We start from the raw sequence: 20,041 nt of genomic DNA, 5'->3' as shown, positions 1-20,041 counted from the left end.
CATGTTCTGGCAAACAAATTCGGTCTTTTCCAGAAATTTCGCTGTGGGTTTTCAGTGCTCACCCACACATTCCCCGGAAAACATAAGATAATAACTTGTTCACATCCGATAAGTCAATGAAAACCATGTCATTTTCCCCTCCGCGTCTTATTCTCGCGTCATCTTCAGTCTATCGCAAGGCTATGCTGCAACGCCTGGGCCTGCCCTTTGAGGCCATTTCCCCGGGAATCGACGAATCAGCCCTGCCCGGCGAGGCCCCCGAAGCCCTGTCACAGCGCCTGTCACTGGCCAAGGCACAACATGTCGCAGCCCAATATCCCGGCCGCGTGGTGATCGGTTCCGATCAGGTCGCCACCCACGACGGCCAGCCGATAGGCAAACCAGGAACCCATGAACGCGCCTTTGCGCAATTGCGCGAGCTGTCTGGGAAAACCGTCGCATTCCATAGCGCGCTGGCTGTCACCAATGGCGCACGCAACGCCGTTGCCGATGTGGTGACGCACTGCGTATTTCGTGAGCTGACAGACGAGGAAATCGAGCATTACCTGACCGTAGAAAAGCCATTTGACACTGCAGGCAGCGCCAAGGCCGAAGGCCTGGGCATCAGCCTGATGCAATCGATGCACAGCGATGACCCGACAGCCATCATCGGGCTGCCCCTGATCGAGCTGTCCCGCATGCTGCGCAGTTTCGATCTAAACCCCACTCTTCTGGCTCAACCGTTATGATCAGTACGCTTCACCTGCTTCCTGTCAGCCTGGGTAGCGCTGCCCTGGAACACTGGCTGCCTGCCGGCGCTCAACAGAAGGCTTCCGTTCTGAAGACCTATATTGCCGAAAATGCCAAAACCGCCCGCGCATATCTGAAGCAGACCGGCACTGAAGGCGCAATCCAGGACATTACAATTCACACTTTAGGCGCCAAAACGCCTGAAGCGGACATCCGTCGCTGGCTGACCGAGACCAGCGGCGAAATCGGCCTGGTATCCGAAGCAGGCTGCCCGGCAGTGGCCGATCCCGGTGCGCGCGTCGTCCTGCTGGCCCATCAACTGGGTATCCAGGTCGTGCCCTGGGTAGGTCCCTCCTCCATTCTGCTGGGCCTGATGGCCAGCGGCCTGGATGGACAACGCTTTACCTTTCACGGTTATGTACCCATTGCGCCAGCCGAACGCAGCAAGCAGCTCAAAGGCTGGGAGCAGTTATCGTCCCGCCACAACCAGACGCAATTGTTCATTGAAACCCCGTACCGCAACATGGCCATGTTCGCAACGCTGATCGACACCCTGAATCCGGCAACCCGACTGTGCATTGCCCGCGCGCTAACAACGGCAGATGAATGGATCAGAACCGATACCATTGCCGGCTGGAAACGGCGCCCACAACCGGATCTGGACAAATTTCCAACACTGTTTCTATTTCTGGCCTAGCGCTGCCACTGCAGCCAATGACTGCAAGCGCTATTGCTGCGGCACAGGGATCTGGCGCGCCAGATCCTCTGCAATGGCTACGGTCTGCCTGTCAACGCGGCCGCTATATTCTGCCGGCCGATAATGCATCTGGAAAGCGCGAACCACCTGCCGCGTCTGCGGGTCCCAGACGCCGCTTTGCACTATCGGATAGCCGATACGCGCCAGCAGCCTCTGAATATACGAGGCGTCTGCCAGCGCACGCGCGCTCAGCAGCGGAATGCGCTGGGCAACCGCCGCCTCATCGTACCAGCGCCCTAGCCCCTGCAGGGCCAGCTCCCGCCAGGGAAACGCGGGACCAGGGTCGCTCTTGCGCAAGGGCGCAATATCGCTGTGCGCCACAATATTCCAGGCACTCACGTGATGACGCGACTGAATCTCGCGCAGTAATGCCGCCAGCATTCTGATCTGCGATGGTGAATATGGTGCCCAGCGGGTGTGCCCTGTGTCCAGCGGCCCGGCATTGACTATCTCAATACCAATGGACATGGCGTTCAGGTTGGGGTACTCAAACCATTGGCTCTGCCCCGCATGCCAGGCACGCCGATTTTCATCGACCAGCGAAAATATTCTGACTGGCTCATCGGTAATCAGATAATGTGCGCTGACCCGATCCTGGGTAAGCAAACGCAGGGAATCACTGCGATTTTCCGAGGTATAGTGCAGCACAATAAAGCGAACCCGACTATCCTGACCGGAAGCACGCAGCGATGTATCTATCGGCAAGCCCGTGGTGCAGGCGCCCAGCCCCAATGCCACGGCCGCCAGTAGCAGCCAGGCCCGTCTTCGCATGATTCCGCCCTCTTTTTTTTGCGTTAAGTCTTTTCCGGTGCAGCCCACAGCCCAGCAATGCCCGACGAAGCGAAACGACCCTAGACCGTAGCCGAACGCCACCGATTTCGCCATGCCCGCACGATCCGCCAGAGCAGCAACAGAGCCAGCAGCGTACCATACAGAATTGGCTCGGCAAAGTCATTCTTGCCTGCACGCATCAGCCAGAAATGCACGATACCAAGCACACCGATAGCATAAATACTCCGGTGCAAACGTGTCCACTTCATTCCCAATCGGCGCATCCAGCCCTGCGTGGATGTCAGCGCCAGGGGCACCATAAGCAAGAACGCCGCCATGCCAACAAAAATGAAGGTGCGATCCAGCACATCCTTGATCATGGACGACAGATCCATATTGCGATCAAGCACGATCCAGGTCAGCAAATGCAGCACGACATAAAAGAAGGCAAACAGCCCCAGCATGCGCCGCACACGGACCAGCGCCGGTTGGTCCAGCATTTGCCGCACAGGTGTCACCGCAAGCGTGAGCAATAACATGGCCAGCGTCCAGAAACCCGAAGAGCGGGTAATGAACTCGACGGGATTGGCCGTCAGGCCATCGTTATATCCCAGGTAGAACCAGCGCAGAAAAGGAATCAGGCAGAGCGAAAACAGCACGGGTTTAAAGCGTGCCACCTGGCTGGCCGTCCAGCGTCTGCGCGTCATTGAGGCAGCCCTGGCGCTGGCTGCAGGCGGGGCCGCGCCGGTAGATTCAGACATGAAGAACACCTTGTTGCTCAATAATTGGCACGCAAATCCATTGCACTGTAAAGTGAAGCGACCTGCTCCCCATAACCGTTAAATTTCAAGGTTGGCACTTTGGGATCAAAGAAGCCGCCGCCGATAACGCGCTCATGCGATTGGCTCCAGCGCGGGTGCGGCACATCCGGATTCACATTCGCATAAAAACCGTATTCCGAGGGGGCAATGGCCACCCAACTGGTTTCGGGCATGGTCTCGGAGAGCACGATTTTGACAATGGATTTGCCCGACTTGAAGCCGTATTTCCAGGGAACAATAATACGCAACGGCGCGCCGTTCTGGTTGGGCAGGCGCTTACCGTAAAGTCCGAAAGTAAGCAGGGTAAGCGGATTCATGGCTTCGTCCATGCGCAACCCCTCGCGATAGGGCCACGGAATAATACGATCGCTCAGGCCAGGCATCGCCTCGGGCTGGGTATCGGTCACAAATTGAACGAATTTGGCCTTGCTGGTGGGCTGCACCTGCTTGAGCAGCGCCGATAGCGGATAGCCCACCCACGGAATCACCATAGACCAGGCTTCTACGCACCGCAGCCGGTACACCCGCTCTTCCTGCGGCGCCAATTTGACCAGCTCATCCAGATCGAAAGTACGTGGTTTTTCCACCTCACCACTTACCTGCACCTGCCAGGGCTCTGTGCGCATTTTTCCCGAATAATCTAGCGGGTCACCCTTGCCTGTCCCGAACTCGTAAAAATTATTGTAAGACGTAATGTCCTTTTCCGTGGTGAGCTTGCGATCGATTTTCGCTGCAGCATATTGCGGATTCGGCCGCATGCCAGCAATCGGCGGCAACGTGTTGGCCGCAGCAGCTACCTGCGGTAGCGTTGCGCCCAGGCCCGCCAGCCCGGTTCCGGCAGCGATGCCGGCCATCTGTTGCATCCACTGCCGCCTGGCTTGCCAGACCGGCTCAGGGGTAATCTGGGAAGACGGAATATGGGGATAGCGCGGGCGTAAGGACATGGTTGGCTCCGGTGGCTTGCTGGCGCAAAAAAGGACAGCAATAATGATCAATATCACTACTTGGAAAATTAGACAGCCATTTTTCGACAATGTTCCAGCAAAAACGCTTGTAATTGCGGTGGCGTTGCCGCAATCAGGGTCGGTTTGCTGGCAACCAGCTCTTGTTCACTGTGCGCGCCATACGTGACCGCAATGCTGTCCACACCGGCAGCCTGAGCCATCTGAATGTCATGCGAGGTATCGCCCACCATAACCGCCTGCGCGGCCGGCACCGCCAGCTCCTCCAGAATTTCCTCGAGCATTCGCGGGTGCGGCTTGCTAAATGTCTGATCCGCGGTACGGGAGGCATCAAAATAGTGCCCCAGGTTCATTCCAGTCAATACCCGGTCCAATCCGACACGGCTTTTACCCGTAGCCACGGCCATCAGCACCCCCTCGGCCTGCAATGCATCGAGCATACCAATAATGCCATCGAAGGTGCGCAAATCAGGGTCCCTGAGCAGGTAGTGGATGCGATAGCGTTCGAGAAACCGCGGCAACTGGGACGGCGTCAAATCGGGCACGGCGCGATGCAGCGCCTCATCGAGCGAGAGCCCGATAACCCAGCTGGCCTGCGCAACGCCGGGTACAGGCAATCCCATATCACGACAGGCAGCCTGAATGGCTGCGACAATGGTATGGGTGGAATCCATGAGGGTTCCATCCCAATCGAAGATGGCAAGTGAATAACGCATTCTATTTTCCATATTATGAAATCAGGAGGGGGTAGCGGTGCATTTAAACAACAATAAATTGAAGTTCCTGCTGTGACGCCGCTTGCGCCAACCACAAAGGCGTCCGCGCTTAGCGGCGGACCGCCAAACGATCGAGCAATTGTCGGCACACCTCGGGCAGCGGCGCAGTCAGCGATAAGGGCTCCTGCGTTACAGGATGAGGGATTTCCAGCGTATGAGCATGCAGGAACATGCGGGCAAACCCCTGTCGGGCAAACGCAATGCGGGTCTCGTCATTGCCATATTTTTCGTCGCCCACGATAGGAAAACCACTAGCGGCCAGATGCACCCGAATCTGATGGGTGCGCCCGGTGCGCAGCTCGGCCTTGACCAGCGTATAGCGGCCAAAACGCGCCTCCTTGCTCACTATCGTATGCGCAACTTTGCCATCGGGACGAACCCGCACCCGCCGCTCGCCATCGCGGGTCAGGTATTTTTCCAGGGGCAGCCGTATATGCTGCCGGTCATTGACCCAGTCACCCTCAACCAGGGCAAGATAACATTTGCGCCCGCGGCTTTCTTTGAACATGCCGTGCAACGCGACCAGTGCGGCGCGCTTTTTGGCGATCATCAACAATCCCGAGGTTTCTTTGTCCAGACGATGTGCCAATTCCAGGAACCGCGCCTCGGGCCGGGCCGCCCGCATCTGTTCGATGACCCCGAAAGACACGCCGCTGCCGCCATGAACGGCTACACCCGACGGTTTATCGATGACAATCAGTGCGTCATCCTCAAAAACAATCGGAAACTGGCCTGCCGGCACAACCCGGTTTTCATCGGGCGTAGCCACCCGCAAGGGCGGAATCCGGATTTCATCGCCGTCTTTTACCCGATATTCGGCCTGCACCCGCCCCTTGTTGACGCGGACCTGGCCGCTGCGGATGGCCTTGTAAAGATGGCTTTTAGGCACCCCCTTGCACTCACGGATAAGAAAATTATCGATGCGCTGACCGTCGGATCCGGCGTCCGCTCGTACCAGCCGGACAGAAAAAGTTGGTTTTTTATCAGAAGTTTGTTTGCACATACTCAAAAGAGCCTTATAATTCGGAGACCACAAAAAGACTGAATTAAAACCGTCCGGCGTTGAGAAACCCGTAGTCCAAGAAACTGCAAGCAGGTCTCCGCCCGTCAGCCAAATACGCATTGTACCGTCCTAACGTCAATCCGCTATCTGTATTTCAGTCTTTTGAGTGACTGGTTTATAAACACTGCGGCGCTTGTCGTATCTGTTATCAACGCGGCAGGCCATACATCATCTGCCCACAGATATCACCGCCATTGTGTTTATAGCGTACAGAATGAACGAAGCGCCCTGGTTTTTATTTTGTCCTGACGGCACCGCAAGGAAACGGCAGGATAAAACACAGAAGAATTCAACAATTGAAATTACTTTACTCTGTTAATTTTCTGACTGGCTCTGCTGCACGTCGTCATCCGACGGCAGACAGTCCCACATAAAGCGCCCCGACCTCGCGCGGGATCCGCGCGAGTCAATCGTCTATTCGTACGTTTCACCAGTTACTCGTGGTGAGTGCAACGGCGTTCGTTGCTCTCGTTTAACGGAGAAACTGCTCTATGAAACGCATGTTATTCAACGCAACGCATCAAGAAGAATTACGCGTTGCGATTGTCGATGGCCAGAAGCTGATCGACATCGATATCGAAACCGCCGGCCGTGAACAACGCAAGGGAAGCATCTACAAAGGGGTCATTACACGTATTGAACCCGGCCTGGAAGCCTGCTTTGTCAACTATGGTCACGATCGCCACGGTTTTCTTCCTTTCAAGGAAGTGGTCCGCAGCTATTTCAAGGAAGGCGTGGATGTGCGCAGTGCACGCATCCAGGACGCCCTGCACGAAGGCCAGGAACTCATTATCCAGGTAGAAAAGGAAGAGCGCGGCAATAAGGGCGCAGCCCTGACCACGTTCATTTCCCTGGCTGGCCGCTATCTGGTCCTGATGCCCAACAACCCGCGTGGTGGTGGTGTATCGCGTCGCATCGAAGGCGAAGATCGCCAGGAACTGCGCGATGCCATGGAGCAGCTTGACCTGCCGACTGGCATGAGCATTATTGCCCGTACCGCCGGTATTGGCCGCAGCGTTCCCGAACTGCAGTGGGACTTGAAATACCTGCTGCAACTGTGGACCGCCATTGATGCCGCTGCTAAAGACTACCCTGCTCCGGTCCTCATTTACCAGGAATCGAGCCTGGTTATTCGCGCCATCCGCGATTATTTCTCGCCCGACATCAGCGAAATCCTGATCGACACCGAGGCCATTACGCAACAGGCAACGGCTTTCATGCAAGACGTCATGCCTGACAACGTCAATCGCGTCAAACGCTATCAGGATGATATTCCCCTGTTTTCGCGATTCCAGATCGAACACCAGATCGAAACCGCATATTCACGTACCGTCCAGTTGCCTTCCGGCGGCTCTGTGGTTATTGACCACACAGAAGCCCTGGTCGCCATTGACGTGAACTCGGCCCGCTCTACGCGTGGCGCCGATATCGAAGAAACCGCCATGCGCACCAATCTGGAAGCCGCCGAAGAAGTGGCTCGCCAGTTGCGCCTGCGCGACCTGGGTGGTCTGATCGTGATCGACTTCATCGACATGGAAGACAACAAGAACCAGCGGGCTGTCGAACAGAAACTGCGCGATGCCCTGCATGTGGATCGTGCCCGGGTCCAGATGGGGAAAATCTCCCGTTTCGGCCTGATGGAACTGTCGCGTCAGCGCCTGCGTCCGGCCCTGAACGAAGGCTCCCATATTACCTGCCCACGCTGTAACGGCACAGGCGTCATCCGTGACGTCGAATCCAGCGCCCTGAATGTGCTGCGCCTGTTGCAGGAAGAGGCCATGAAGGAAAATACCGCTGCCCTGCACGCACAGGTGCCAGTGGAAGTGGCAACGTTCCTGATGAACGAAAAACGGGCCGATATTGTCAAACTCGAATCACGCCTGAAAGTTAATCTGGTACTGATTCCGAACAAGCATTTCGAGACGCCGCACCATCATATCGAACGCATCCGCTACGATGATTCCCGGCTGGATGATCCCAAGGCCAGCATTGACCTGATCGAAGCGCCGGAAACCAGTGTCACATGGGAATCCACCAAGGAAAAATCCGAACATAACGAGCGCCCGGAGGCACTGGTCAAAGGCATTTCTCCTGACCAGCCTGCACCGAGCGCGATCAAACCACAAGTGGTTGCACAGCCGCAGGTAAGCGCAGCAGCGGCCCCAAGTATCGGCGGCATGTTCCAGAAAGTGCTGTCGTGGCTGGCTGGTCCAAAAGCGGCTGCGCCTGCAGAACCGCAAAAAGACGCATCTACCACCGAAAAATCGGGCGCACGCAATGCGCGCGGTGGCTCTCGCACCGCTGCCAGCGGTGAACGCGGTGAACGCGGCGAGCGCGGTGGACGCAACCGCCGCGGCGACAAACGCACATCGGCCAAATCCGAGGAAGATGGCGAAAACCGCCGCAATCCGCGGGGACGCCAGCGCAAGCAGGACGATAGCGAGACCCAGGACACCGTTGCCGAGGGCAAAGCGCCAGCCAGCGCCAATGCCCAGGCGAACGCCAGCACGGAAGACAGCGGTGGCCGCAGTCGCAACCGCCGTGGACGAGGCCGCAACCGCCGCAACACCGGCGACGAGACCGAAGTCACAACAGCAGTAGCAACAGAAAATGCTGAGCAGGCACAGGCATCAGAGACTGAACAGACCGAAGCAGCGCCGGCACCACGCCGTAGCCGCCAGGCCAGCGCGGACGCTGCCGCCCGACCAACCCCGCTCGAGCAGGATCTGATTGACGACGATTCCGAAGACGAAAACGATCGCGCTACAGAAGGCGAAGACACTCAGACCGGCGATACTGAACCGCGTCGTCGTCGTCGTCGCAGCCGTCGCGGCCGTCGTCAGAACGATTCGGTAGAGACGACAGACTCCGAAAAAGCGTCTTTCGTGCCCAACGAAGTGTTGCTCGCTACAGGCGCAGGCGCTACTGCTGATGCAGTCACCAGCGCACAGGCAGACAACGCAGAAAGCCAGTCTGGCACTACACCAGCAACAAACAATGTGGCGTCTGACGACACTGCATCGCCTGCGCAAAGTGATCAGTCGACTTCCGTGTCGGATACCCCTGCGGCCAAAACCGCAGCAACTGCTGCGCCTGCCGCTGATCATCCAGTGGCGGCCCTGGCCGAACCGGCGGCAGTCGCTTCTGAGCCCATTGCGCCATCAACACCCGTTGAAACAGCGACATCTGCCGCCCCCGCTGAACCAGTGGAACAGGCTGTAGCAGCCGCGACCGACACTGCCCCGGCACCAGTAGCCAGCAACGCTGCTGCAGCCGAGACTCCTGTCGAAGTCGCAGAAAAAGCCGTGGCACAGGTGCAGGCCCCTGCCGAGCAGGCAGAAGCAAAACCGGCAGTCGTTGCTGATGAACCGGTGGCACCTGCAGCAGCCCCAGTATCAGCGCCAGCTCCCGCAGCAACTGCTGTTACTGCTCCGGCCGTTGCCGCCAACAAGGAAGCGCTTAAAGAAATCGTTTCTGGCGTTGGTATGGAATGGGTAGAGACCCGCTCCGGGCTCACGGAAGAAGCAATGATGGCCCCTCCTCCAAAACCTGCCGGACGTCCTCGCAAGGCACGTAGCCAGGCTCAGGCGGAACCATTGGAAATCGTGGAAACCCGCGACGAGTAAACCACTGTCGGCCTGTCTCCATTACTGAAAACAGGCCGCACAATGGAAAAAGCCCCTTGTCTGTAGCACTGCGTTAAACACAGTGCAATGACAAGGGGCTTTTTGTTTGTCTGCTGCGATAAACGTGAACACCGCGTCCCTATCGCAACGCGGCACTTATTGCTGCTGCGCTTTATTGCAGCGTGATGTTCCCTGCCTTGATAATCTTGCCCCAGTCTTCGCGTTCCTTGTCGGAATAGGCTTTGAATTCGGATGACGTCATGGGCATAATCTCTACGCCCAGCGCCTGCACTTTCTTGCTCACTGCCTCACTCTCCAGCGTCGCTTTCAAATCTGAATCCAACTTTTTCACGACATCATCCGGCATGCCGGCCGGTCCGACCAGGCCCTGCCATGCATAAGCAACAAAATCACCTACGCCTTCCTGAGCCATGGTGGGCACATCTGGCAACAGAGCCAGACGCTCTGGCACGGTCACGGCCAGCACCCGGGCTTTGCCCGCCTTGATATTGGGCAGTGACGAGCCCAAATCACCAAACATAAGGTCAACCTGGCCACCGATCAAATCCTGCAATGCCGGCGCCGCGCCCTTATAAGGCACATGCACAATATCGGTTTTGGTCAACTGCTTGAAGCGTTCAAGCGCCAGATGGTGAGGAGAGCCCGCGCCGGCAGAACTGGCCGTTAGTTTGCCCGGCTCTTTCTTGGCCGCTTCGATCAATTCATTGACTGTTTTAAACGGCGAGTTGGCTGGTACTGCCAAAACCAGCGGAAACCGTGCTAACCCACCGATATAGGTAAATTTTGCCGGATCATACGTGAGGCTTTTGTAGAGCGAAGGATTGAAGGCCAGCGTACCTGAATCGGCCGTGCCGACAGTGTAGCCGTCCGGTTTGGCGCGGGAGATTGCCGAGGCGCCAATGGCAGTGCCGCCGCCGGGCTTGTTTTCGATCACGATTGTTTGCCCCAGCGTTTTTTCCAGGGATGCAGCCACTGTTCGGGCAATCACGTCTGTGCCGCCGCCTGCAGGATACGGCACAACCCAGGTGACAGGGCCTTCCGGCCACGCAGCATGGGCAGCCATCCCGGCCAGACTCAGGGTAGCCACGGACAGCCACTGTTTGATGTTCATTTGGTATCTCCACTAATAGGTTTTTATACTGACGCACCGATGTACACACAGGTACCAGAGGCCAGGTGTTACTGTAAAGCAAGAGCCTGATGCAGCATAAATCATGCCACTGCGTTCAATTTATGCATAGTGGCAATTTCCATTAGTCGTTTAGCGCCGCCTCGTCAATCAACCTGCAAATCAAGTCTTCCTGCCCGATGTGCTCGCTCATCAGCAGCGCCAGCCGAGTCAGCATCAGGCTGCGGCCCGACTCGGGAATTGAATCCAGGGTTTCAGCCAAATGATCATATACCTGCTCCAGCGCGTGGGTCTGAATACTCATCTTAATTCTCCTTATGTCCGGTACTACCCGGCAATTGTCCGATATATTGGCTAAGACAACCCCAGGCGTACTGCTGCCAGCGCGCGCTCACGTGTTGGTCCGGCCTGATCACGTACACTTCCCCGCCTTTGACCGCATAGCGCTGCCGCAACACCTCAGCCGCAACCTGGTAGGCGATATGATCGCCGTGCGGCTCAACCGCAGCATCTGCTGAACCGAGCACATGCAGGGTGACAGGCCTGCCGATGGCACGCAAGGCTCTCACTTCCTGTCTCAATGATTCGGGCGCCACCTGCGGCCCTTGCCCACCGCCCATATAGACAACCTGAAAACCTTCGTCAAAATGATCATACAGATAACTGCCATCAGCCAGTTTCAAGTTGACAAACACGCTACCGTTTTCAATGGCGGCAGGCATGATGGCATTATCGTCCTGCGCACTGTTCAGGGGGGATTCCCGGTAGGCGTGGGCACGCGAGGTACGCCAGTGAAAAAGCGGTCGCACAAAATCATGCTTAAGCGACAAGCCTAGCGTGGCATCGCGCAGCAACCGGAAACCCGCCGTTGGTGGCGCCATGAAACGGGTACTTTTGCCCGCCTCTGCGATGATTTCCCTGGCGGCGCTTACCCGGTCTGCGCTGTAGGTTTGCAACAACGCGATGTCTGCCTGGCCATTGACGACAGCCGCCAATTTCCAGCCCAGATCCATTGCATCCTGAAACCCGGTATTGGCGCCCCTTACGCCAAAGATAGGAAGCAAATGAGCCGCATCCCCCACAAACATGACTCTTTGATGCACATAGTCAGGCAGGGTAAGCGCACGCGCCGAATAGACCGAAGCCCAGTCCATTTCCCAGTCTTTATCCTGGTATCCCATCATCTGCAGTTGCGCATTGACCGCTGCCGCCAGATTCTCGGGTTTCAGCGCTTCTTCGCTGCTAACGTCGGCAGCCAGCTGATAATCAAAACGCCAGATATTGTCCGGCTCTTTATGCATCAGAATGGTATTGCCAGGATTCCAGTCGGGTGAAAAGAATGCCAGTCGCTCCGTAGGCAGATCCAGATCAATTCGAATATCCACAATAACAAACCGGCCTTCGTAACTGTCGCCTTCCAGGGCCAGTCCCAGTTGCTGTCGCACCGTCGAACGCGCGCCATCGGCAGCGACCAGCCAGTGGGTGCGGCAGGTATATTCGCCTTCCGGTGTATCAACGACCAGAGCAACACCTGAGTCGTCCTGGGTAAAAGAAGTGAGCCGATTCCCCCAGCACAAGCGGATCAGGGGCTGCGCCTGTGCGGCTTCAACCAGATACGTTTCCAGCCAATTTTGCTGTAGATTATTCAGTGGCGCGAAACGGTCGTTATCGTCGACCGGCGTTTCCATGCGAAATACTCGCTCCCCTTTATAGTACGAGTTGCCGCTGGTCCAGGGCAGCGCTTTGCTCATGACGCGTGTTGCGACCCCGGCAAAATCCAGGATTTCCATTGAGCGTTTGGTAAAAACAATGGCCCGGCTGCCCTCGGTCACCTGACATTCCGATATCAGTACGTTTGAACGGATGCCATGGCGAGCCAGAATGAGTGCGGTAACCAGCCCGATGGGCCCGCCGCCTACAATGGTCACCGGCGCTGTGGTGTCCTGGCCTGCTCCGGGGTGATATGGAGCATAGACGGTGTAAGGATGATATAGAGAGGCGCGCGGCTGCCGCAAGGGCTGATGCATAAGAAGTCTCCTGACGCTGTTATCCTGAAATGGCGCAAGTGCTGCGGCATTAATTTTTTTGCAGTTTAATTGAAAAATCAACTAAATTCAAGCATGCGGATATGGGTATTTACCCGTGACACGGCGGCTGCGTGCGCAAGTTAATCATTGCGCCCAAGCACCCGGTTAATCAGTCAGATTCTGGTGGATTTTGCCAAACAGGCCGAATAAAGTCTGTTTTTCGCGAGGCGTGAGGGATTTGAGCGCAACGTCGTTGCGCTGGACAATCAGGTCTACGATATCCGTATAAACCAACTGCCCGGCCGGGGTCAAAAACAGTTCAAATGCTCTTGCGTCCCGGCTGTCGCTGCGTTTTTCTATAATGCCTTTTTCAACCAGCGACACGACTGCCCTGCTTGCCTGGCTCTTGTCCAGATTAGCCAGCCGGGCCAGCTGAATCACGGACAGGGTGCCGTAATAGCCCAGGACCGCAATCGTGCGCCCTTCCCCGGCATTCAGGGAGATGCGTTGAATATCTGAGTAGTCGACACGCCGATCGATCAGTTTGGATAACTGATGCAGCTGATAGGTCAGCGTTTTTTCGAGTCGAAAAGCGTCAGAATCCATCCGTGCCTCCGGGCTTAGGCAGACACTGCTTCACTGGATTGGCGTGTAAGCAGGGCCATCAATCGCGCCAGTTCCGTACGCAGTTCGCGTCTGTCAATAACCATGTCCACCGCGCCTTTTTCAAGCAGGAACTCGGCACGTTGAAAGCCTTCGGGCAACTGTTCGCGAACAGTCTGCTCAATGACGCGCGGACCGGCAAAACCGATAAGCGCCTTGGGCTCGGCAATCACAACATCGCCCATGAAAGCGAAGCTTGCAGACACGCCGCCCATCGTCGGGTCGGTCAGCACACTGATAAACGGCAGCCCTTCCTGAGATAAGCGGGTCAGCATGGCGTTGGTTTTGGCCATTTGCATCAATGAGAACAGGCTTTCCTGCATGCGGGCGCCACCAGAGGCAGCCACACAGATAAACGGAGTCTTGTTCTGGATCGCCGCGCGAACGCCGCGCACGAAACGCTCGCCCACAACCGAGCCCATGGAACCGCCCATGAAATCGAATTCAAAGCAGGCAAGCACAACGGGAACGGTACAGATGCTGCCGCTCATGACGACCAGCGCATCAGATTCGCCTGATTTTTGCGTGGCTTCGGCCAGCCTTTCAGGGTATTTGCGGCTATCCTTGAACTTGAGAGGATCGGTAGAGCGAATGCCTTCGCCAATTTCTACACGACCATCTGGGTCCAGCAGCGCGTCAATCCGTGCACGTGCGTTCAAACGCATATGGTAGCTGCACTTGGGACATACATGGACCGTCTCGACCAGATCGTCGTTATACAGCACCGCCTCGCAGGACGGGCATTTGACCCATAAGCCCTCGGGCACACGTCGCCCCTGCTGCTCGGTCTTTTTGTTAATGCGCGGTGGAAGAATCTTGTCTAGCCAACTCATTGTCAATCCTTATTTCTGAATGCTTATTTTCTGTTCTGATCCAGCGCCTGCCGGATCTCGCGCAACCAGTCCTCGGCAGCGGTTACTGCCACGTCGGACGGGTTGGCCGATGGTTGTTGGGCGATCGCCTGCGTCATGGTTTCGATCAGGCGGCTACCGATAACGACTGCATCGGCGGCTTCGGCAACCTGTACAGCACTGGCTGCATCGCGAATGCCGAAACCGACGCCAACCGGAATGGATACGTGTTTCTTGATGCTTGCGACCCGTTCGCGCACCTGACTGATATCGATAGTCGATGACCCGGTGGTGCCTTTGAGGGACACGTAGTAAAGATAGCCTTCGGCCCGTTTTGCCACTGCCTGGATCCGCGCCTCGGTCGAGGTCGGCGAAAGCAGGAAAATAGGCGAAATTCCCTGAGCGCGAAGATCGCCGGCAAAGTCATCATATTCTTCTGGCGGACAGTCTACAATCAATATCCCGTCCACACCCGATTTACCGGCCTGGGCGGCAAACTGCGGCTGCCCCATGGCTTCAATCGAATTGGCATAGCCCATCAACACGACCGGCGTGCTTTGGTCCAGCTTGCGAAACACGGCGACCATGTCCAGCACATCGCGCAAGCCCACGCCCTGGGCAATGGCGCGTGCTGTGGCCTGCTGAATCACGGGACCATCTGCCATGGGATCGGAAAACGGCACGCCCAGCTCGATAATATCGGCCCCGGCCCTGACCAGCCCGTGCATGAGCGGAACCGTTGCCGCCGGATTCGGGTCGCCTGCCGCAATGTAAGGAATCAGGGCGGTACGCCGCCCCAGCCTTGCAAATGTTTTATTGATCCGTTGCTGGCTCATTACCGTTCCTTACAACGCAATGCCGGTATATTCGGCAACGGTATGCATATCTTTGTCGCCGCGACCGGACAGGCACACCAGCAAAATGGATTCGCGTGACAGGGTGGGAGCCAACGTGGCTGCGTAGGCCAGCGCATGCGCCGACTCCAGGGCCGGCATAATGCCTTCCAGACGGCAACACTTGCCAAACGCGTCCAGGGCGGCATTGTCGTCTACCGCCACATAGGTGGCGCGTTTACTGTCGTGCAGCCAGGCGTGTTCCGGCCCGACACCAGGGTAATCGAGTCCGGCCGATACAGAATGGGTTTCCTGAATCTGCCCATCGCTATTTTGCAGTACGTAAGTGCGATTGCCATGCAAGACGCCCACTTTGCCACCGTTGATGGAGGCTGCGTGACGGGGGGTATCCAGGCCCTCGCCCGCTGCTTCAACACCAATTAGCTTGACCTTGGTATGCGACAGATAGGGATAGAAAATGCCCATTGCATTGGAGCCGCCACCAACACAGGCGATGACTGCATCCGGCTGGCGACCCGCACAGGCAGGCATCTGCTCTATGCATTCCTGGCCAATGATTTGCTGGAAATCGCGCACCATGGCCGGATAGGGATGAGGACCGGCAACGGTGCCGATAATGTAATAGGTGTCGTCAATGCGGGTGACCCAGTCGCGCATGGCTTCGTTCAGGGCATCTTTGAGGGTACGCGATCCGGATTCCACCGGCACCACCGTCGCCCCCAGCAACTTCATGCGATACACATTTGACGCCTGCCGCCGCACGTCTTCGGCGCCCATATAGATTACGCATTCCATGCCATAGCGCGCGGCCACCGTCGCGGTCGCAACGCCATGCTGGCCCGCGCCGGTTTCGGCAATAATGCGCTTTTTGCCCATTTTGCGTGCCAGCAGAATTTGTCCGATGCAATTGTTGATCTTGTGCGCACCGGTGTGGTTCAGGTCTTCACGCTTGAACCAGATTTGCGCCCCGCCCAGTTGTTCAGACCAGCGGCGGGCGTGATAGACCGGGCTGGGACGCCCGACAAAATGCGCCAGTTCGTACCGATACTCAGCGACAAAATCAGGATCTTCCTTGTACTTTTCATAGGCTTGATTCAGCTCCGAAACAGCGTGCATCAGCGTTTCGGCGACAAAAATGCCACCGTAACGGCCGAAATGGCCCCTGTTGTCGGGAAAGGAATAAGCAGTCAAATTGGCTCCTGGCGTCGGGTTCAGACGAGCAGTAAAGGGCTATTTTACATGTTTTAACAACGTGCAGCGCTGATAATTCCGGGGATATCCAATATGGCGTTCATGGCCTTTCGCAGCTGTTCGCCGTCTCGCACCTCAACGGTAAAATGCAAATGGGCAATCGAGGCCTTGCTCTGCGTATTGACACCCACCACATTCAATTTCATGCGGGAAAACAATTCAGTCAGATCCTTGAGCAGGCCACTGCGATCCTGCGAATGGATGGCAATATTGACCGGATAGACCGTATCCCCGGTATCTCCCCAGGCGACCTCGATAACGCGCTCGGCGCTTTTGTTTCTCATGACCGCAAACGAGGGACAATCGCTGCGGTGAATGGACACGCCCCGCCCCCGCGTGACAAAGCCGCTGATCGGGTCCGGCGGCGCCGGATGGCAGCACCGGGCCAGTTGCGTAAGCAGTGAATCGACGCCGACCACCAGCACACCGCTTTTGCCGGTCTTGACCGCGCTTTGCGCCCCAGACTCGCGCGCCACGATGGTATCGTAGGCAGCGCCAGGATCAGGATCCGGCTCTTGAAAGGCCGTGGCGATCTGTCGCAGACTGAATTCATCCTTGGCAACGGCCACATACAGATCATCGCTGTTGGCAAAGCCCAGGCGCTCGGCCAGTTGTTCCAGATTGACCGCTGTTTTGCCCAACCGGGCCAACTCCTTTTCCACCAGATCCTGGCCGGTGGTTATCCGCTTTTGCAGCTCGATGGCATTGAACCACAAGCGCACCTTGGCACGGGCCCGCGGGCTGGCCAGATAGCCCAGTTGAGTATTGATCCAGTCACGCGACGGCCCGCCCGACTTGGCCGCAATGATTTCCACCGTTTGCCCGTTGAGCAACTTGGTATTGAGGGCCACCATCTGCCCGTCTACCCGTGCACCCCGGCAACGATGCCCCAAGTCTGTATGAAGATGATAGGCGAAATCGACCGGCGTGGCGCCTTCAGGTAATTCGATGACACGCGCCTGCGGCGTAAGCACATAAATGCGTTCAGCCGCGTTTTTATTGTGACGTTCCTGCCGCGGCTGCCCTGATTTGGGTTCCGGCGCGGCCGGCACCGCTGCATCGACTTGCACCGTTGCGGCTGCTGTCGAGGCCTGCAGCGAGCTATCTGATGGATCGTTGAGCGGCAGGCCAACTTCCTTGCGCCATGCCAGCAACTGGCGCATCCAGGAGACCTGGCGGTCATACATGGACACAGCGGAGACCTGACCGCCCTTAGGACCTGCCTCTTTATAGCGCCAGTGCGCCGCCATCCCGTACTCGGCAAAATCGTGCATCTTGCGGGTGCGGATCTGGGCTTCAAAAGTATGCCCATCAGTCGTTTTGAGCACCGTATGCAATGACCGGTAACCGTTGGGCTTGGGACGAGCAATATAATCATCAAACTCGTTCATGACTGGTGTCCAGCGCGCCTGCAACAGCGACAGCGTGGCATAGCAGTCCCGTTCATTGGCCACGATGATACGGATGGCCAGCAGGTCATACAGCTGCTCGAAAGTCAGGCCCTTATTGCGCATTTTGTTATAGATGCTGTAGATATGCTTGGCACGGCCCGACACATCGGCATCGATACCCATATCTGCCAGTGATCCGGCAATGTCGTCAGTCAGGGACTGGATGCGGGCTTCACGTTCAATGCGTTTGCCTTCGAGTTTGCGGGCGATGTCCTTATAGGTGTCGGGCGACAGAAACCGGAAAGACAAGTCTTCCATTTCCCACTTGATTTGCCAGATACCCAGCCTGTTGGCCAGGGACGCATAGACGTCCCGCGTTTCTTCGGCCAGTTCGATCGGGCATGGATTCTTGGTTTCGGCGTACCAGCGCAGCGTTTGCAGGCGCGATGCCAGGCGAATCAGCACAATCCGAAGATCGCTGGCCATGGCCAGCAGCATCTTGCGCAGCATTTCCCGCTGGCCGGACGATTCGTTGTGCCCTTGCGATGAAGCATTACGCGCGATCGCCCCGATCCGTAACAGCGCCCGCGAACCGTTGATCAGACTGAAGGTTTCCAGTCCGAAAAGCCTGATAAGCTCATTTTTCTGATCCTGCGCAGACTCGTCCTCCAGATCAATGGGAATGGCCAGCACCAATGCGGCAACCAGCGTCGCGGCATCCAATTGCAACAGGGAAAGAATTTGCAACATGCCTTTGGCATGATGGATGGACGGCTCGCCGGTTGCGATGGATGCGTCCTGCAAAATCGGATCGCACCAGGCCACCGCCTGTTCCACCATATTGCGGCCAGCATCGTCCAGACCGGCACATACGGCATTCATCCATGCGTTGTCCTGGAAGGAATCCGGTATGAACTCGGGTTCTGTTGTTTTCATAAGCGGGAGCAGGTGGAAATATTGGGAATATCGATAAAAGTGGCAACAGCCTGCGTTCCCTGATTGTCAATTCATCCTGGCAGTACCAGGCGGACAAAAACGATCGGGCCAGCAAACGGCATGTTTGTGCAAAAAGGTATTTTAACGCCGCTGGCCAAAAAAGAGCAGGCTTGCGTGATTTGTTTATCCGGTAGACAATTTGACACGTGTAGTAAACAGCTGGGCGCAGCCGCAAATTCCTTGTCATGCAAACAGATACGCTGCCGGATCAAGCCAACGCCCTGCCCCTGGCTCGCAGGCTGACCGCACAGGCTGACTGGCGTTACTGTCGCTCCCACCCACCGTTTATCAACAGGAGACGCGTTACCGGCTTGTCGCCCCAAAAAGGGCAGGCGTCACTTTATTTTCGCCAGACCGGCCGGCACTTTATTCTATGTCAAATGAAATTACCGGCAGCGCGCTGCTGATCGTATGGCACTCAAGAACCGGTGCCGCCGAAGCCGCCGCAAGACAGGCATACGACGCAGCGCAGGCGATCCGCAAGGAGCTTGGCGAGTCTCACAACGTTTATTTGAAGCGCGCCTGCGACGTGACCCCGGAAGATATGCTTGAAGCGGGCGCATACCTGTTTTGCGCACCGGAAAATCTGGCCTCGCTCAGCGGCCAGATGAAGGAGTGCCTGGATCGGCTGTATTACCCGGTGCTACACCGCATAGAAGGTCGCATTTTCAGCGTAATCATTACCGCAGGCAGCGATGGTGAAGGCGCGCTGCGTCAGTTACGGCGCATTTGCAGCGGCTGGCGGCTCAATGAACGAGTGCCCGGCATTATCCTGAACATGCGTAGCGATACTGAAGCGGCCATTCTGGCCCCCAAAACGCTTTCCGAGGCACAGCGTCAGCAGGCGGGAGAAATCGGTGCAACCCTGTTTGCGCTGCTGTAAGCCTCTGTTGCCTCGCCTTGCGGTCTATCCAATCGGCAAGGCGCCAGCGCGTAGCTGGCCGGCGCCGTCACTAGCGTACTATCGGATAAATTGCGGGCTTACAGCGCCGCTGTTGCGACGATTTCCACTTTATAGTCAGGATTGGCCAGGCGGGCTTCGATAGTGGCGCGCGGCGGGGCATTTTCTTTTGAAACCCACTCGTCCCAGGCCTTGTTCATTTGATCGAATTCTTTCATGTTGGCCACGAAGATCTGCACCATCAGCAACCGCTCCTTGCTGGTACCTGCTTCCTTGAGCAGGGAATCGATGGTGGTCAGCACTTGTTTGGTCTGGCCTTCCATATCGAGCGTGGCATCGTCGGGCACCTGGCCTGCAAGATAGGCTACACCGTTGAATACGGCCATATCGGAAAGGCGGCTGCCTACGTTGGTACGCTTGATCTCACTCATGACTGACTCCTGTTTGAACGT

Annotated in this window: 18 protein-coding genes; 4 read left to right on the top strand and 14 right to left on the bottom strand. The window is 56.9% G+C overall.

Annotation, left to right across the window (positions count from 1 at the left end):
- The first annotated feature begins 116 nt into the window (after positions 1–116).
- Together EV681_RS08675 and EV681_RS08670 are read left to right on the top strand one after the other, a co-directional pair.
- Entirely contained in the window at positions 117–728 is a 612-nt protein-coding gene (locus EV681_RS08675; RefSeq protein ID WP_128394592.1) for a Maf family nucleotide pyrophosphatase, read from the top strand.
- The gene (locus EV681_RS08670) at positions 725–1,426 is read left to right on the top strand and encodes an SAM-dependent methyltransferase (RefSeq protein ID WP_128394483.1); all 702 of its coding nucleotides are present in this window, start codon (positions 725–727) and stop codon (positions 1,424–1,426) included. Before EV681_RS08675 ends, EV681_RS08670 begins: the two co-directional genes overlap by 4 nt.
- A gap of 30 nt (positions 1,427–1,456) precedes the next feature.
- Here EV681_RS08670 and EV681_RS08665 read toward each other — a convergent pair whose 3' ends face one another.
- From EV681_RS08665 to EV681_RS08645, 5 genes are all read right to left on the bottom strand, one after another.
- On the bottom strand, positions 1,457–2,257 hold the full coding sequence (locus EV681_RS08665) for an N-acetylmuramoyl-L-alanine amidase (protein WP_130303744.1): 801 nt from the start codon (positions 2,255–2,257) through the stop codon (positions 1,457–1,459).
- A gap of 80 nt (positions 2,258–2,337) precedes the next feature.
- Positions 2,338–3,018 (bottom strand): protein-methionine-sulfoxide reductase heme-binding subunit MsrQ, encoded by a 681-nt coding sequence (locus EV681_RS08660; RefSeq protein WP_130303743.1) that lies wholly within the window; start codon positions 3,016–3,018, stop codon positions 2,338–2,340.
- 17 nt (positions 3,019–3,035) lie between these two features.
- Positions 3,036–4,022: a protein-methionine-sulfoxide reductase catalytic subunit MsrP gene (gene msrP, locus EV681_RS08655; RefSeq protein ID WP_128394486.1), complete on the bottom strand. Its 987-nt coding sequence runs from the start codon at positions 4,020–4,022 to the stop codon at positions 3,036–3,038.
- Between the two features lie 68 nt (positions 4,023–4,090).
- Complete coding sequence (locus EV681_RS08650; protein ID WP_130303742.1) at positions 4,091–4,756, bottom strand: HAD-IA family hydrolase; 666 nt, start codon at positions 4,754–4,756, stop codon at positions 4,091–4,093.
- A gap of 109 nt (positions 4,757–4,865) precedes the next feature.
- On the bottom strand, positions 4,866–5,819 hold the full coding sequence (locus EV681_RS08645; RefSeq protein WP_128394488.1) for an RluA family pseudouridine synthase: 954 nt from the start codon (positions 5,817–5,819) through the stop codon (positions 4,866–4,868).
- Positions 5,820–6,370: 551 nt separating this feature from the next.
- Here EV681_RS08645 and EV681_RS08640 point away from each other — a divergent pair.
- Positions 6,371–9,505 carry an Rne/Rng family ribonuclease gene (locus EV681_RS08640; RefSeq protein WP_130303741.1) on the top strand — a complete coding sequence of 1,045 codons (3,135 nt, stop codon included), beginning with the start codon at positions 6,371–6,373 and terminating at the stop codon, positions 9,503–9,505.
- A 172-nt stretch (positions 9,506–9,677) separates the two neighbouring features.
- Here the strand turns inward: EV681_RS08640 and EV681_RS08635 are convergent, their stop codons facing one another.
- From EV681_RS08635 to EV681_RS08600, 8 genes are all read right to left on the bottom strand, one after another.
- On the bottom strand, positions 9,678–10,637 hold the full coding sequence (locus EV681_RS08635; RefSeq protein WP_130303740.1) for a Bug family tripartite tricarboxylate transporter substrate binding protein: 960 nt from the start codon (positions 10,635–10,637) through the stop codon (positions 9,678–9,680).
- Positions 10,638–10,779: 142 nt separating this feature from the next.
- A complete protein-coding gene (locus tag EV681_RS08630; RefSeq protein WP_128394491.1) occupies positions 10,780–10,959 on the bottom strand; it encodes a hypothetical protein in 180 nt (59 codons plus the stop codon).
- Between the two features lies 1 nt (position 10,960).
- Positions 10,961–12,682 carry an FAD-dependent monooxygenase gene (locus EV681_RS08625; protein ID WP_130303739.1) on the bottom strand — a complete coding sequence of 574 codons (1,722 nt, stop codon included), beginning with the start codon at positions 12,680–12,682 and terminating at the stop codon, positions 10,961–10,963.
- A gap of 165 nt (positions 12,683–12,847) precedes the next feature.
- The gene (locus tag EV681_RS08620) at positions 12,848–13,288 is read right to left on the bottom strand and encodes a MarR family winged helix-turn-helix transcriptional regulator (protein WP_128394493.1); all 441 of its coding nucleotides are present in this window, start codon (positions 13,286–13,288) and stop codon (positions 12,848–12,850) included.
- Positions 13,289–13,302: 14 nt separating this feature from the next.
- Complete coding sequence (gene accD, locus EV681_RS08615; RefSeq protein WP_128394494.1) at positions 13,303–14,178, bottom strand: acetyl-CoA carboxylase, carboxyltransferase subunit beta; 876 nt, start codon at positions 14,176–14,178, stop codon at positions 13,303–13,305.
- A gap of 23 nt (positions 14,179–14,201) precedes the next feature.
- Positions 14,202–15,032: a tryptophan synthase subunit alpha gene (gene trpA / locus EV681_RS08610; protein ID WP_128394495.1), complete on the bottom strand. Its 831-nt coding sequence runs from the start codon at positions 15,030–15,032 to the stop codon at positions 14,202–14,204.
- Between the two features lie 9 nt (positions 15,033–15,041).
- Positions 15,042–16,241: a tryptophan synthase subunit beta gene (gene trpB / locus EV681_RS08605; protein ID WP_128394496.1), complete on the bottom strand. Its 1,200-nt coding sequence runs from the start codon at positions 16,239–16,241 to the stop codon at positions 15,042–15,044.
- Between the two features lie 53 nt (positions 16,242–16,294).
- Positions 16,295–18,628 carry a RelA/SpoT family protein gene (locus EV681_RS08600; RefSeq protein ID WP_165392979.1) on the bottom strand — a complete coding sequence of 778 codons (2,334 nt, stop codon included), beginning with the start codon at positions 18,626–18,628 and terminating at the stop codon, positions 16,295–16,297.
- A gap of 433 nt (positions 18,629–19,061) precedes the next feature.
- Between EV681_RS08600 and EV681_RS08595 the strand changes: the two genes are divergently transcribed.
- The gene (locus EV681_RS08595) at positions 19,062–19,571 is read left to right on the top strand and encodes a flavodoxin family protein (protein ID WP_130303738.1); all 510 of its coding nucleotides are present in this window, start codon (positions 19,062–19,064) and stop codon (positions 19,569–19,571) included.
- A gap of 98 nt (positions 19,572–19,669) precedes the next feature.
- On the opposite strand, the gene EV681_RS08590 is transcribed toward EV681_RS08595, so the two are convergent.
- Positions 19,670–20,020, bottom strand: coding sequence for a RidA family protein (locus tag EV681_RS08590; protein WP_128394499.1), 351 nt, complete (start codon positions 20,018–20,020; stop codon positions 19,670–19,672).
- Positions 20,021–20,041: the final 21 nt, after the last annotated feature.

Origin of the sequence: Advenella incenata (assembly GCF_004217095.1) — a bacterium.
Lineage (GTDB): Bacteria > Pseudomonadota > Gammaproteobacteria > Burkholderiales > Burkholderiaceae_B > Advenella > Advenella incenata.
This window is presented reverse-complemented; position numbering and strand designations above follow the sequence as displayed.

What these genes read in the sequence shown, in the direction of transcription:
- EV681_RS08675 (WP_128394592.1), top strand. Translation starts at nt 117, where the DNA reads ATGAAAACCATGTCATTTTCCCCTCCGCGTCTTATTCTCGCGTCATCT.
- EV681_RS08670 (WP_128394483.1), top strand. Translation starts at nt 725, where the DNA reads ATGATCAGTACGCTTCACCTGCTTCCTGTCAGCCTGGGTAGCGCTGCC.
- EV681_RS08665 (WP_130303744.1), bottom strand. Translation starts at nt 2,257, where the DNA reads ATGCGAAGACGGGCCTGGCTGCTACTGGCGGCCGTGGCATTGGGGCTG.
- EV681_RS08660 (WP_130303743.1), bottom strand. Translation starts at nt 3,018, where the DNA reads ATGTCTGAATCTACCGGCGCGGCCCCGCCTGCAGCCAGCGCCAGGGCT.
- msrP (WP_128394486.1), bottom strand. Translation starts at nt 4,022, where the DNA reads ATGTCCTTACGCCCGCGCTATCCCCATATTCCGTCTTCCCAGATTACC.
- EV681_RS08650 (WP_130303742.1), bottom strand. Translation starts at nt 4,756, where the DNA reads ATGCGTTATTCACTTGCCATCTTCGATTGGGATGGAACCCTCATGGAT.
- EV681_RS08645 (WP_128394488.1), bottom strand. Translation starts at nt 5,819, where the DNA reads ATGTGCAAACAAACTTCTGATAAAAAACCAACTTTTTCTGTCCGGCTG.
- EV681_RS08640 (WP_130303741.1), top strand. Translation starts at nt 6,371, where the DNA reads ATGAAACGCATGTTATTCAACGCAACGCATCAAGAAGAATTACGCGTT.
- EV681_RS08635 (WP_130303740.1), bottom strand. Translation starts at nt 10,637, where the DNA reads ATGAACATCAAACAGTGGCTGTCCGTGGCTACCCTGAGTCTGGCCGGG.
- EV681_RS08630 (WP_128394491.1), bottom strand. Translation starts at nt 10,959, where the DNA reads ATGAGTATTCAGACCCACGCGCTGGAGCAGGTATATGATCATTTGGCT.
- EV681_RS08625 (WP_130303739.1), bottom strand. Translation starts at nt 12,682, where the DNA reads ATGCATCAGCCCTTGCGGCAGCCGCGCGCCTCTCTATATCATCCTTAC.
- EV681_RS08620 (WP_128394493.1), bottom strand. Translation starts at nt 13,288, where the DNA reads ATGGATTCTGACGCTTTTCGACTCGAAAAAACGCTGACCTATCAGCTG.
- accD (WP_128394494.1), bottom strand. Translation starts at nt 14,178, where the DNA reads ATGAGTTGGCTAGACAAGATTCTTCCACCGCGCATTAACAAAAAGACC.
- trpA (WP_128394495.1), bottom strand. Translation starts at nt 15,032, where the DNA reads ATGAGCCAGCAACGGATCAATAAAACATTTGCAAGGCTGGGGCGGCGT.
- EV681_RS08600 (WP_165392979.1), bottom strand. Translation starts at nt 18,628, where the DNA reads ATGAAAACAACAGAACCCGAGTTCATACCGGATTCCTTCCAGGACAAC.
- EV681_RS08595 (WP_130303738.1), top strand. Translation starts at nt 19,062, where the DNA reads ATGTCAAATGAAATTACCGGCAGCGCGCTGCTGATCGTATGGCACTCA.
- EV681_RS08590 (WP_128394499.1), bottom strand. Translation starts at nt 20,020, where the DNA reads ATGAGTGAGATCAAGCGTACCAACGTAGGCAGCCGCCTTTCCGATATG.